Genomic DNA, 12,087 nt, shown 5'->3' on the forward strand with positions numbered 1-12,087 from the left:
TTCTCCCCGTTTACGGGGAGAAGATGCCGGCAGGCAGATGAGGGGCAGCGAATGCCCTTCCAATGTCGGCGCTGCCCCTCATCCGGCCCTCCGGGCCACCTTCTCCCCGTGAACGGGGAGAAGAGACCTCCAGCCGCCGCCGCTTCATGACAACTGAGCTCACCCCAGTCCTCCGCCTCTCCGGCATCACCAAGCGTTTCGGCCCGCTGACGGCCAACGACGCTATTTCCTTCGAGCTGAAGCGCGGCGAGGTGATTGCGCTGCTCGGCGAGAACGGCGCCGGCAAGACGACGCTGATGAACATCCTTTTCGGCCATTACGTCGCCGACGAGGGCACGGTGGAGGCGTTTGGCAAGCCGCTGCCGCCGGGCGATCCGCGCGCCGCCCTCGATGCCGGCATCGGCATGGTTCACCAGCATTTCACCCTCGCCGACAATATGACGGTGCTGGAAAACATCGCGCTCGGCACCCAGAGCCTGTGGCGCCCGCGTCTCGACCGAACAGCCGCACGCGGCCGCATTGAGCAGTTGTCGGCCGATTTCGGCCTGGCCGTCGATCCAGCAGCTACCGTTTCCACTCTGTCGGTGGGCGAGCGTCAGCGCGTCGAGATCCTCAAGGCGCTTTACCGCGACGCTCATGTGCTGATCCTCGACGAGCCGACGGCGGTTCTGACGCCGGCCGAAACCGACGCCCTGTTCCGCACGCTGAAGCTGCTCGTTGCCAAGGGCCTGTCGATCATCTTCATTTCCCACAAGCTCAACGAGGTGATGGCCGTCAGCGACCGCGTGCTGGTGCTGCGCTCCGGACGGCTCGCCGGAGAGCGCGAGACGAAAGCGACCGACCGCAAGGAGCTCGCCGCCCTGATGGTCGGCCAGGAGGTCAAGCCGGCCGAAGTCAGCCCGGTCAAGGCCGGCGCGCCCCTGCTGGTGCTCGACCGCGTCTCGACTGCACGCCACAACGGCGCCGGTCTCGACGAGGTGTCGCTGACACTCAACGCCGGCGAGATCACCGGATTGGCCGGCGTTTCCGGCAACGGCCAGGCGGCGCTTGCCGCACTCATATCGGGCACGCAGCGCCCGACAGGCGGCGCAATCTCCGTCGCCGGCCAAGCGGTTGGCGACTGGTCGCCGCGTGCCGCGCTCGGCCATGGCGTCGCTCGCATCCCCGAGGACCGTCACGCCGTCGGCACCATCGGCGATATGAGCGTCACCGAGAATGTCATCGCCGAGCGCTACGGCAGCCCGCGCTTCAGCCGCATGGGTTTCCTCGACTGGAAGGCGGCGCGCCGCTTCGCCGAGGAGATCATTGCCGACTACGACGTCAAATGCCCGTCGCCGGAGGCGCGTATCCGCCTGCTTTCGGGCGGCAACATGCAGAAGCTGATCCTCGGCCGCGCGCTCGACCCCGAGCCGGCGGTCATCCTCGCCAGCCAGCCAACGCGCGGCCTGGATGTCGGTGCGGTCGCCTATGTCCATCGAATGCTGCTCGCCGCGCGCGAGCGCGGGGCGGCGGTGCTGTTGATCTCCGAGGACCTGGAGGAAATCCTGGCGCTGTCCGACCGCATCGTCGTGATGTCCAAGGGAAGGTTGTCCGCACCATCGTCGCGCGGGGAGCGGACCATTCGGGAACTGGGCGAGCTGATGGCCGGACATGGCGAAGAAGGGCAGGCGGCGTGAGCGATGGGCTGATCCTTGTTGGGGCGGCTCTCGACGTTGCCCCCCTCTGTCCTGCCGAACATCTCCCCCTCAAGGGGGGAGATTGGCAGCTCCAGCCTCGCCGTCATTCTTGCAGCGTTGGCGGTTGGCGCTGGCCTGCCCATAGCATGATCTCCCCCCTTGTGGGGGAGATGTCCGGCAGGACAGAGGGGGGCGCTGCCCCGCTAACGTCTGCCAATCTGAAAGCGTCTCAAGCCGTTGGAAGGCATCATCATGCGGCTTGAACCCAAACCCGCACCATCGCTGGCTGTCACTCTGCTGTTCCCGCTGGCGGCGGTCGTCGCCACGCTGCTCTTCACTTCGCTGCTGGTGCTGGCCGCCGGCGCTTCGCCATTGTCTGTCTTCTACCTCGTTGCCAAGGGCGCTGCGGGTTCGCAATTCGCCTTGCTCGAAACCCTGACGCGCGCGACGCCGCTGATCTTCACCGGGCTTGCCGTCGCCGTCGCCTTCCGCGCCAAGCTCTGGAACATCGGCGCCGAAGCGCAGCTTTATGTCGGCGGCATCGTCACCGTGGTGCTCGGGACCGGCGCGCTGCCGTTGCCTTCTGTCATCCTCATTCCCGTGATCATGGTCGCCGCCATGGCCGCAGGCGCGTTGCTGCTGCTTGGTCCGGCCGTGCTGAAAACCCGCTTCGGTGTCGACGAGGTGGTGACCACGCTGCTGCTCAATTTCATCGTGCTGCTGTTCGTGTCGATGCTGCTAGAAGGTGTGCTCAAGGACCCGATGGGACTGGGCTGGCCGCAGTCGCAGAAGGTCATTGCCGAGGCGCAGCTGCCGCGCATCATCCAGGGCAAGCGCCTGCATTACGGCTTCGTCATAGCCATCGTCTCGGCCATCGTCGTCTGGGTCATCATGAAGAAAACCGTGCTCGGCTACGAGATGCGCGCCGTCGGTCACAATCCGGAAGCGGCACGCTTCGTCGGCATCCCGGTCAACCGCGTGCTGATGAAGACCGCGCTGCTTTCCGGCGGACTGGCTGCGCTTGCCGGCTTCTCCGAGGTCTCGGGCCTCAAGGGCAACCTCACGCTCGACCTGTCGCCGGGCTATGGCTATTCAGGCATCGTCGTTGCGATGTTGGCGATGCTGAATCCACTCGGGGTGCTTGCCTCTGCGATCTTCGTTGCCGGCATCTTCGTCGGCGCCGACGCCATGAGCCGCGTCGCCAAGGTGCCGAGCTACATCGCCGACGTCATGGTCGCCACCTCGCTTTTGACGATGGTGGTGGCGATCTTGCTGACGCGGTTCAGGGTGAGGTGGAGGTGATGATCGTTATGATCCGTCGTGTGCCCCTCTGGCCTGCCGGCCATCTTGCCCACAAAGGGGGAGATCAGCCCCGTATGATGGCCTCGCTCAACCGCCCAAGACGAAGCAGAAACTCCCTGTCCATCGATATGAGCGACGGCGCCGCTGAAATTGGTGCGGCGATGGCACCGATCTCCCCCCTTGCGGGGAAGATGGCCAGCAGGCCGGAGGAGGGCCTCGTAGAGCGCCGGCATCGGCTGATGAATGCAATATCAAGGCGGAGAGCCCTCTGATGGACGCGTTTGAAATCCTCTTCACCGCTTCCTTCTGGGTCGCTGCCATCCGCATCGCTTCGCCGCTGATCTTCGCCACAATGGGCGAGCTGATCTGCGAGCGTGCCGGCGTGCTCAATCTTGGCATCGAGGGCATCATGACCGCTGGCGCCTTCGCCGGCTGGTTCACCGTCTATGCCGGCGGCGACCTGTGGACCGGCGTGCTGGTGGCAGCTCTTGCAGGCGCGATGTTCGGCCTGCTGCATGCGACGCTGACCGTTCCACTGGGCTTGTCGCAGCATGTCGTCGGCATCGGCGTCACGCTGCTCGCAACCAGCCTGACCTATTTCACCTATCGCCTGGCGCTGCCGGAAGTGACCTCGCCGCCCAAGATCGAGCCGTTCCAGCCGCTGCCGATTCCCGGCCTGTCGCAGATCCCCATTGTCGGCGAGGCGCTGTTTTCGCAGACGCCGCTGACCTATCTCGCCTTCCTCACTGTCGCGGTGGTCGCCTGGGTGCTCTACCGCACGCCCGTCGGCCTAGCAGTCCGTGCCGCCGGCGAAAACCCCTCGGCCGTGGAGGCGCAGGGCATCTCGGTGACCGCTATCCGCATGGGGGCGGTGATGGTCGGCAGCGCGCTGATGGCTGTCGGCGGCGCCTTCCTCACCATGTCGGCGTTCAACTCGTTCTTCTTCCAGATGATCAATGGTCGCGGCTGGATCTGTATCGCCCTTGTGGTCTTCGGCTCGTGGCGGCCGGGCAAGGCGCTGATCGGCGCCATCCTGTTTGCCGCCTTCGACGCCTATCAGGTTCGTCTGCAGCAGATGTCGGGCGGCATCGTGCCCTACCAGGTGTTCCTGATGATGCCTTATGCGCTGTCGATCCTGGCCCTGATCCTGGTGGCGCGCCGCGCCACCTATCCGAAAGCGCTGATGATCCCATATCAGAAAGGCGAAAGATGAGCTTCGACCTGATCGTCAAGGGTGGCACCCTTTCAGATGGAACCATTGCCGATATCGGCATCAAGGGCGACAGGATCGCTGCGATCGAGCCGAAGATCGACTCGCCTGCCGGCCAAGTTGTCGACGCCTCAGGCAATCTTGTCTCGCAGCCTTTCGTCGATCCGCATTTCCACATGGATGCGACATTGTCTTACGGCCTGCCGCGCATCAACGCCTCTGGCACATTGCTCGAAGGCATCTCATTGTGGGGCGAACTCAAGCCGCTTTTGACCCATGAGGCGGTCAAGGAGCGCGCACTCGCCTATTGCGACTGGGCCGTTTCGATGGGCCTGCTCGCCATTCGCACCCATGTCGACACATGCGACGACAGGCTGCTCGCCGTCGAAGCCCTGCTCGAGGTCAAGAAGGAGATCGCGCCCTATATCGACCTTCAGCTCGTCGCTTTTCCGCAGGACGGGCTCTACCGCTCGCCCACGGCACGCGCCAACACCATTCGCGCCTTGGATATGGGCGTCGATGTCGTCGGTGGCATTCCGCATTTCGAGCGCACCATGGCCGATGGCACGCGGTCTGTGACCGAACTCTGCGAGATCGCAGCGATGCGCGGCCTGATGGTCGACCTGCATTGCGATGAGACCGACGACCCGCTGTCGCGCCACATCGAGCAACTGGCCTACGAGACCCAGCGTCTCGGCCTGCAGGGCAGGGTGGCCGGCTCGCATCTGACCTCGATGCACTCGATGGACAATTATTATGTCTCGAAGCTTTTGCCGTTGATTGCGGAGGCCGGCGTGTCGGCGATCCCGAACCCGCTGATCAACATCATGCTGCAGGGGCGCCACGACAGCTATCCCAAGCGCCGCGGCATGACCCGCGTACCGGAGATGCTGAAGGCCGGCATCCGCGTTGGCTGGGGTCAGGACTGTGTGCTCGACCCATGGTATTCGCTCGGTACTGCCGACATGCTCGACGTTGCCTTCATGGGCCTGCACGTCGCCCAGATGTCGTCTCCTTCAGACATGCGCCGTTGCTTCGACATGGTCACCAAGGTCAACGCCGAGATTATGGGCCTCGATCATCTCGGGCTCGAAGTCGGCAAGACGGCGAGCCTCGTCGTGCTCGATGCCGGCAATCCCATCGAGGCGGTGCGCCTGCGCGCCGAGCGGCTTTGTGTCGTGGCCAAGGGCAAGGTCGTGGCCCAGCGCCCCAAGCGCGACACGGCGCTGTCGATCAAGGGCCGCCCGGCGACCATCAACCGTCGCCATGTGGTGCCGCCCCAGGCGAATTGATCAGCGACAATTTGGAGGCTCCCCTCCCCAGCCTCTCGGGCCACGTCACTCCTCCGGGGAAAGGTGCCGAACGTGGCGAGACGGAGAAGGGGGCTGCATGGGCGCGCCCAGCACTGTCGGTCAAGGCCGCTCTTTCTGAAAATCAGCTGGAAGCATAAAGTCGCCAGCTGGAATCAAGTTTGAATGCGAGGCGTCGCCATGAAGCTCAGGACCATCTTGTTGCTGCTTACTGCGGTCGTGCTTGCCGGTTGCGTGTCGGCGGAAGAACAGCGCGCCCGCGACGAGGCAAAGTGCCGTTCCTACGGCTTCAGCCAGCGCAACGATGCTTTTGCCGAGTGCCTGCAGCGCATCGATCTCGACCGCCGCGCCGAATTCCGCGACCGCCAGGCTGCGTTCGACGACTGGAACAGGCCTGTGGTGATCTACCGCCCCGTCGTCGTGCCGCCCAAGCCGTAACCGCTGGTTCTGCGACGCTGGAACGCATGGTCCAGGACTTTTTGCCCTCGCCATGGTGAAGTTCCGGGCATAGATAGGCGCGATCCGGGCCCGTTGCCCGGCGGACGCTGACACCATGACATTTCGACAAGCCCTCGCTCTCCCCAAGAGCAATCTCGTTCTCGCGGGCGTGCTGCTCATGCTTTTGGGCGACTTCATGTTCGCTCTCAACGATGCCATGGGCAAATGGCTGGTCGAGAGTTTTTCGGTCGGGCAGGTTCTGCTGATCCGCTCCATCGGCGCCTTCATCATCCTCGGGCCGATGCTGGCCCGACAGGGGCTTGCGCCGCTGACCAAGGTCGAGCGTCCGGGCCTGCAGGTGCTGCGCGTGGTGCTGGCCACCGCCGACACCGCTTTCTTCTACGCTGCGGTCGCCTATCTGCCGCTGGCAGACGTCATGACCTTCTACATGGCAGGCCCGATCTACATCGCCGCACTCTCGCACTTCTTTCTGGGCGAAAAGGTCGGTTGGCGCCGCTGGATCGCCATCGTGCTCGGCTTCTGCGGCGTCGTCATCGCGCTGCGCCCGTCGACGGCGTCGCTGTCCTGGCCATCGCTTTTCGCCGTCGTCGGCAGCCTGTCTTTCGCCATCAGCCTGATCCTGAGCCGTAAGCTTCGCGCCACCAACGACACCACGCTCGTCACCTGGCAGACCGTCGGCGCACTGGTCATGGGCGGCATCCTCGCCGCAGCCGATTGGAGGCCGCCGAGTGCCGTCGACTGGTCGGCCATGCTGCTGCTTGGCGTCGTCGCCTGCGCGGCACATCTGATGATCACCCGCGCGCTCAAGCTCGCACCCGCCTCGTTGCTCGCGCCGCTGCAATACACGCTGCTGCTGTGGGCGGTGGTGATGGGCATTGTCTTCTTCGGGGACTATCCGGATGCACAGATCCTGCTCGGCTCGGCGGTCATCGTCGTTGCAGGCCTGTTCATCTTCCACCGCCAGAAGGTGGTGGATAAGGCCGAGCCCGAGACAGTGCCGACCAGCGTGCACTGAGGGCGCTGCGCGGGTATTCGCCGGCCCAGTGATCTGTTCGAGTGGGCCGCGCCGGAGTTGTCACCCAGATACGGGGCGCCGGATGGCGAGTCCCGCCTCGGCGAAGAAGTGGGGACCAGCCAAGAGGGAGCCGGTCGAAGCCAGCGCGTCTTGGTTATCGCCCGAGCACCAGCGCCCAGTAGCGTTTGTCGCTGCCTTTGCTCTCGCGCACATAGGCGAGGCCGAATTTGCTGAAGCGCGGGTCGAGCATATTGCGGCGATGGCCGGCGGAATTCATCCACATCGAGAACAGCTTGGCCGGCTCCATGCCGCCATGGGCGATGTTTTCGGCCGCCGCACCTTCGACGCCGCCGTCTTTCATACGCGCGGCGAAATCCTTGCCCCAGCCGGTGGTGTGCTCCATTTTGCCGCTGCGCGCCATGTAGGCCGCTTGCTGCAGAGCCGCGCGCTCCAGCGTCGAGTCGGGGCTCAGCGGCGGCAAGCCATTCTCGGAGCGGATCGTCTGCAGATAGGCGATGCCTGTCGACGACGCGCCGGCCCCATCGCCGGCGACATTGGACCCCGTCTGGCAGGCGGCCAGGAACAGCAGGGACCCAAAGGCGGTCGCCCGCATAACCGTGCCCGTCAGTCGCGCCATGATCTTGTCCTTGTTTCGTCGTCCGTCCTTGGCCGACCGTTGATAAGGCAGATCATGGCTTTTTGGCGAGTGCCGCACGCCCGGCTGGACGCGCCAAGGGTCGCACTTGGACGCGCTAAGCCTTCACCCTTGTCGCCGCCGGATCGAAGAGCGGCTCGAGATGGATTGTCGCCGGCACGCGCTCCATGGCGACCACCAGCTCGTAGTTGCCGCCTGTGAGGAACGCATCGTCGACGCCGCCCGCATTGCGGACATAGCCGAAGCCGATGTTCTTGCCGACCGTGTAGCCGTAGCCGCCGCTGGTGAGGTAGCCGACCGGCTGGCCATCGCGCAGGATCGTCTCACGGCCGACGAGAACGACGTTCTTGTCGTCGACGGTGAAGCAGGCAAGGCGTTTGGTCAGCGGTGCGTTGCCGAGCTTTTCCAGAGGCTTGCGGCCGAGGAAGTCGGTGTCCTTCCTGAGCTTCACCGCCCAGCCGAGGCCGGCTTCGAACGGCGTGTCGTTGGGCGTGATGTCGGAGCCCCAGGCACGGTAGCCTTTTTCCAGGCGCAGAGATTCCAGCGCGCGGTAGCCGACAGGGCGGATGCCGTGCGGCTTGCCCGCCGCCATCAGTGCATCGAACACCTCGCCGGTGGCGCCGATCGGCACATGCAGTTCCCAGCCGAGTTCGCCGACATAGGTGACGCGCAGCGCCCGTACGGTCGCCCCGGCGATCTCGATCTCGCGGACATGGCCAAAGGGGAAGGCTGCGTTTGAAACGTCCGCATCCGTGACCGCTTCGAGTACCTTGCGTGCGTTCGGCCCCATCAGCGATAGCGTGCCGAACTGTTCGGTGACATCGACCAGTCTCGCGTCCAGCCCCGACGGGATGTGATCGCCGATCCAGGCGAGGTCGTGGGTGCGGAAGCCGGTGCCGGTGACGATGTAGAATTTATTGTCCGCCAGCCGTGCTACGGTCAGATCCGCCTCGATGCCGCCGCGCGTGTTGAGCAGCTGCGTGTAGGTCAGGCGCCCTGCCGGCTTCGACACGTCATTGGCGCAGATGAAGTCGAGCGCTTTCTGAGCATCCTTGCCTGCCATCTCGTATTTGGCGAAGGACGACTGGTCGAACACGCCTACCGCCTCGCGCACATGCTTGTGCTCGTCGCCGACCGGCTCGAACCAGTTCTGCCGGCCCATGGCGTAGACGTCCTTGGCTTCCATGCCTTCCGGCGCGAACCAGTTGGGTCGCTCCCAGCCGAGTTTGGAGCCGAACACGGCGCGGTGCGCTTTCAGCCGCTCATAGAGAGGCGAGACTATGTAGGGCCGTCCGCTCGCATATTCCTCATGCGGATAGCCGATCGTGTAGTGCTTGCCATAGGCCTCGAGCGTGCGGTCCGACACCCATTGGCGATCGCGATGCAGACCCGAGAAGCGCCTGATGTCGACCACCCAGAGGTCCAGCGGCGCCTCGCCATCCACCACCCACTGCGCCAGCACCCAGCCGGCGCCACCGCCCGAGGCGATGCCGAAGGCGTTGAAGCCGGCGCCGACGAACATGTTCGCGCATTCCGGCGCCACGCCCAGGATGAAGTTGCCGTCGGGGGTAAAGCTTTCGGGACCGTTGATCATCTGCTTGACGCCGACATCGGCCAGTCCCGGCACACGCTCGATTGCCTGCACCATGTGCTGCTCGAAATGATCGAAATCGTCGTCGAACAGTCGGAATTCCCAGTCGTTGGGCACGTCACCAGTCGTCCAGCCCTGCGGGTTCGGCTCGTAGCCGCCCATGACAAGTCCGCCGACCTCCTCCTTGAAGTAGGTGCGGCGGTCGGGGTCGCGCAGCGTCGGCGCATCGGTGGCGAGCCCGGGCAGTTTCTCGGTGATGATGTACTGGTGCTTCACCGGCTGCAGCGGCACGTTGATGCCGGCCATCGCGCCCACCTGCCGTGCCCATTGGCCGGCACAGTTCACCACCTTGTCGCAGGCGATGTCGCCCTGGTCGGTCTTCACCTTCAGTATGCGGCCGTCCTTCATTTCGAAGCCGGTCACGCGCACATTCTCGAACAGCCTGGCGCCATGCATGCGCGCGCCCTTGGCCAGCGACTGGGTGATGTCGGAGGGGCTGGCCTGGCCGTCGGTCGGCAGCCACGAGGCCCCGACCAGGTCCGACGTGTCCATCAGCGGCCACATCCGCTTGACCTCATCAGGTGACACCAGCTGCATGTCCATGCCGAAGCTCTTGGCCGTCGTCGCCAGCCGCTTGTATTCGGTCCAGCGATCCTGGTTGGTGGCGAGCCGCAGGCAGCCGGTCATCTTCCAACCCGTGGCGAGCCCGGTCTCTGCCTCCAGCCCCTTGTAGAGTTCGACCGAATATTTGAGCACCCGCGTGATCGACGCCGACGAGCGCAGCTGTCCCACCAGCCCCGCCGCGTGCCAGGTCGAGCCCGAGGTCAGCTTGCCCTGTTCGAGCAGGATCACGTCGGCCTTGTGGTCGCGTGCCAGGTGATAGGCCGTCGAGCAGCCGATGATGCCGCCGCCGATGACGACGATCTGCGCGTGCGAGGGGAGGGCCATGACTACAGTTTCCCGTACTGGTTCTGGTAGGTTTCGAGCGCCGCCTCGAACTTGCAGAGGTTTTCGGCGGTGTAGGCGACGTAATCGCTGCCGGGTGCTGTGAGGTACAATTCCGAGACCATGCTCCACATCGCCTCGCGCAGCAGCGAGGCGCATTGCATGGCCGCATGGGAGCGGCGGATTGCCTGGTCGGGCTTGCCGCCGAAATAGACGGTCAGCAACTCGTCCGACTCCTCCGCCGTCATGCCGGCATTGGACGCCGTGCCGGCCAGATCGAACATCGCGGTCGAGAAGCCGGCATATTCGAAGTCGATGAGCCACAGCCTGTCGCCGTCGTCGAGGAAGTTGGCAGGCAAAAGGTCGTTGTGGCTGAAGATGACCGGCAGCGGCGCCTGGGCTTTTTCGAGCGCCTCCGCCAGTGTCAGGTAGCGCGGCAGTTCGGCAGCCATCCGGCTGCCACCAGCCTGGAGCGTGCGGGCATAGTCGCGGATGACATGGAAGGCCCAGAACATGAAACCTGCGCCCGAGACATGCCGCGGCATCTCCTCGTGGAAGCGCCTGACCAGAAGCGCGATGCGGGCGGCGTTGGCCCGCACGTCGTCCGCGTCATAGGTCCTGGCGCCGAGGAATTCGCTCACCATCACGCCAGGCTCGGCATATTGCAGTTCGGGCGCAAAGCCTGCCTCGTGGGCCGCGCGCGCCACCATCACCTCGCGGTCGCGAAACACATGGTGGAAGGGATAGTCCTTGCCGAAGCGAACGACGTGGCGCCCGGTCCGGTCCTCGACCAGCCAGCTTTCATTGCTGATGCCGCCCTTGAGCGGTGCAATCGTCACCGGGCCGTGCCACAGCGGCAGGGCGTGGATGCGGTCTTCGCTGTTCGACATCAAGCCCCTCCGTGCTGTGTCTTGGCGCGTTCCCCTCGCGCCCTGGTCCGGTTGCGTCCCAGTCTTGTTATCGGGCAGTCTCACGCGGCGGCAGCGGCAGTGTCAATCCGGAGTTGTGGTTTTTGCTGTTCTTTTGACCGTATATGTTGAGAATCTCGCCATGAATGCGATAGAGTCAGTCAGAGAAAATCTCAAAATCGGCCATTTAGGCCGTTCGAGCGGGGCCGCCTGATGAACCACTCCAAGCGTCACAGCGAAATCCTGCGCCTGCTCGAGGATGAGGGCACGATCACCATCGCCGATCTCGCCGACAAGCTCGGCGTGTCGCTGGAAACCGTGCGGCGCGACGTCAAGCCGCTCACCGCAAATGGTTCGATCCTGAAGATGCACGGCGCCATCGGTCTGCCGTCGGTGGTCGGAGAGGCGCCGTTCGAGCGGCGCATGCGCGAAAATGCCGAAGCCAAGCGCGCCATTGCCCGGGTGGTTGCAGCCACCATCCGGGACGGCGACTCGGTCATGCTCGACACCGGCACGACGACAAGCTACCTCGCCCGCGAACTGCTTGGCCATCGCCGGCTGACCGTCGTCACCAACTCGTCCGACATTGCCCGCACCCTTGCCACGGTCAACGGCAACAAGGTCTACATGGCCGGCGGCGAGTTGCGCAGTGACAGCGGTGCTGCTTTCGGCGTTTCGGCCATCGAATTCGTCAGCCGTTTCGCCGTCACCCACGCGGTAATCTCGGCCGGAGCCGTCGACGCCGAAAACGGGGTGATGGACTACAATCTCGAGGAAGCCGAATTTGCCCGCACGGTGCTGGCGCGTGGCCAGCGCTCGGTTGTTGTCACGGACCACACCAAGTTCGGCCGCAAGGGGCTTGTCCAGGTCTGTGGCTTTCAGGGGGTTGGCGAACTCGTCACCGACATTACGCCGCCCGCCGACCTGACCGACGCGCTGGCAACGGCGGGCACCGAGTTGACCGTCGCCGGCTAGAGCAGTTCCAGGAAAACAGCGGCGCGGCTTTCCGTCCGAAT

Annotated in this window: 10 protein-coding genes; 7 read left to right on the forward strand and 3 right to left on the reverse strand. The window is 64.7% G+C overall.

The genetic code is table 11. From position 1 onward, the window contains the following. Positions 1-146: 146 nt before the first annotated feature. The 6 genes from NDO48_RS15040 to NDO48_RS15065 all read left to right on the forward strand — a co-directional run bounded on the left by NDO48_RS15040 (position 147) and on the right by NDO48_RS15065 (position 6,972). Positions 147-1,676 (forward strand): ABC transporter ATP-binding protein, encoded by a 1,530-nt coding sequence (locus NDO48_RS15040; protein ID WP_267321729.1) that lies wholly within the window; start codon positions 147-149, stop codon positions 1,674-1,676. Positions 1,677-1,928: 252 nt separating this feature from the next. Further along, the gene (locus NDO48_RS15045) at positions 1,929-2,978 is read left to right on the forward strand and encodes an ABC transporter permease (protein WP_267321730.1); all 1,050 of its coding nucleotides are present in this window, start codon (positions 1,929-1,931) and stop codon (positions 2,976-2,978) included. A 271-nt stretch (positions 2,979-3,249) separates the two neighbouring features. After that, a complete protein-coding gene (locus tag NDO48_RS15050; protein ID WP_267321731.1) occupies positions 3,250-4,191 on the forward strand; it encodes an ABC transporter permease in 942 nt (313 codons plus the stop codon). Further along, on the forward strand, positions 4,188-5,480 hold the full coding sequence (locus tag NDO48_RS15055) for an amidohydrolase family protein (RefSeq protein WP_267321732.1): 1,293 nt from the start codon (positions 4,188-4,190) through the stop codon (positions 5,478-5,480). The genes NDO48_RS15050 and NDO48_RS15055 overlap by 4 nt, the downstream gene beginning before the upstream one ends. 198 nt (positions 5,481-5,678) lie before the next feature. Beyond that, on the forward strand, positions 5,679-5,936 hold the full coding sequence (locus NDO48_RS15060) for a hypothetical protein (protein ID WP_018426362.1): 258 nt from the start codon (positions 5,679-5,681) through the stop codon (positions 5,934-5,936). A gap of 115 nt (positions 5,937-6,051) precedes the next feature. Continuing rightward, complete coding sequence (locus tag NDO48_RS15065; protein ID WP_026226853.1) at positions 6,052-6,972, forward strand: DMT family transporter; 921 nt, start codon at positions 6,052-6,054, stop codon at positions 6,970-6,972. Between the two features lie 154 nt (positions 6,973-7,126). Here the strand turns inward: NDO48_RS15065 and NDO48_RS15070 are convergent, their stop codons facing one another. From NDO48_RS15070 to NDO48_RS15080, 3 genes are all read right to left on the reverse strand, one after another. Next, positions 7,127-7,609 carry a CAP domain-containing protein gene (locus NDO48_RS15070; RefSeq protein WP_040456007.1) on the reverse strand — a complete coding sequence of 161 codons (483 nt, stop codon included), beginning with the start codon at positions 7,607-7,609 and terminating at the stop codon, positions 7,127-7,129. A 115-nt stretch (positions 7,610-7,724) separates the two neighbouring features. Further along, complete coding sequence (locus NDO48_RS15075) at positions 7,725-10,166, reverse strand: GcvT family protein (protein ID WP_267321733.1); 2,442 nt, start codon at positions 10,164-10,166, stop codon at positions 7,725-7,727. A 2-nt stretch (positions 10,167-10,168) separates the two neighbouring features. Then, on the reverse strand, positions 10,169-11,053 hold the full coding sequence (locus tag NDO48_RS15080; RefSeq protein WP_267321734.1) for a choline/ethanolamine kinase family protein: 885 nt from the start codon (positions 11,051-11,053) through the stop codon (positions 10,169-10,171). Positions 11,054-11,284: 231 nt separating this feature from the next. Here NDO48_RS15080 and NDO48_RS15085 point away from each other — a divergent pair, with 231 nt between their 5' ends. Beyond that, on the forward strand, positions 11,285-12,046 hold the full coding sequence (locus tag NDO48_RS15085) for a DeoR/GlpR family DNA-binding transcription regulator (RefSeq protein WP_018426367.1): 762 nt from the start codon (positions 11,285-11,287) through the stop codon (positions 12,044-12,046). Positions 12,047-12,087: the final 41 nt, after the last annotated feature.

Origin of the sequence: Aminobacter sp. MET-1, from assembly GCF_026521175.1 — a bacterium.
Lineage (GTDB): Bacteria > Pseudomonadota > Alphaproteobacteria > Rhizobiales > Rhizobiaceae > Aminobacter.

What these genes read in the sequence shown, in the direction of transcription:
- NDO48_RS15085 (WP_018426367.1), top strand. Translation starts at nt 11,285, where the DNA reads ATGAACCACTCCAAGCGTCACAGCGAAATCCTGCGCCTGCTCGAGGAT.
- NDO48_RS15055 (WP_267321732.1), top strand. Translation starts at nt 4,188, where the DNA reads ATGAGCTTCGACCTGATCGTCAAGGGTGGCACCCTTTCAGATGGAACC.
- NDO48_RS15045 (WP_267321730.1), top strand. Translation starts at nt 1,929, where the DNA reads ATGCGGCTTGAACCCAAACCCGCACCATCGCTGGCTGTCACTCTGCTG.
- NDO48_RS15040 (WP_267321729.1), top strand. Translation starts at nt 147, where the DNA reads ATGACAACTGAGCTCACCCCAGTCCTCCGCCTCTCCGGCATCACCAAG.
- NDO48_RS15050 (WP_267321731.1), top strand. Translation starts at nt 3,250, where the DNA reads ATGGACGCGTTTGAAATCCTCTTCACCGCTTCCTTCTGGGTCGCTGCC.
- NDO48_RS15065 (WP_026226853.1), top strand. Translation starts at nt 6,052, where the DNA reads ATGACATTTCGACAAGCCCTCGCTCTCCCCAAGAGCAATCTCGTTCTC.
- NDO48_RS15075 (WP_267321733.1), bottom strand. Translation starts at nt 10,166, where the DNA reads ATGGCCCTCCCCTCGCACGCGCAGATCGTCGTCATCGGCGGCGGCATC.
- NDO48_RS15060 (WP_018426362.1), top strand. Translation starts at nt 5,679, where the DNA reads ATGAAGCTCAGGACCATCTTGTTGCTGCTTACTGCGGTCGTGCTTGCC.
- NDO48_RS15070 (WP_040456007.1), bottom strand. Translation starts at nt 7,609, where the DNA reads ATGGCGCGACTGACGGGCACGGTTATGCGGGCGACCGCCTTTGGGTCC.
- NDO48_RS15080 (WP_267321734.1), bottom strand. Translation starts at nt 11,053, where the DNA reads ATGTCGAACAGCGAAGACCGCATCCACGCCCTGCCGCTGTGGCACGGC.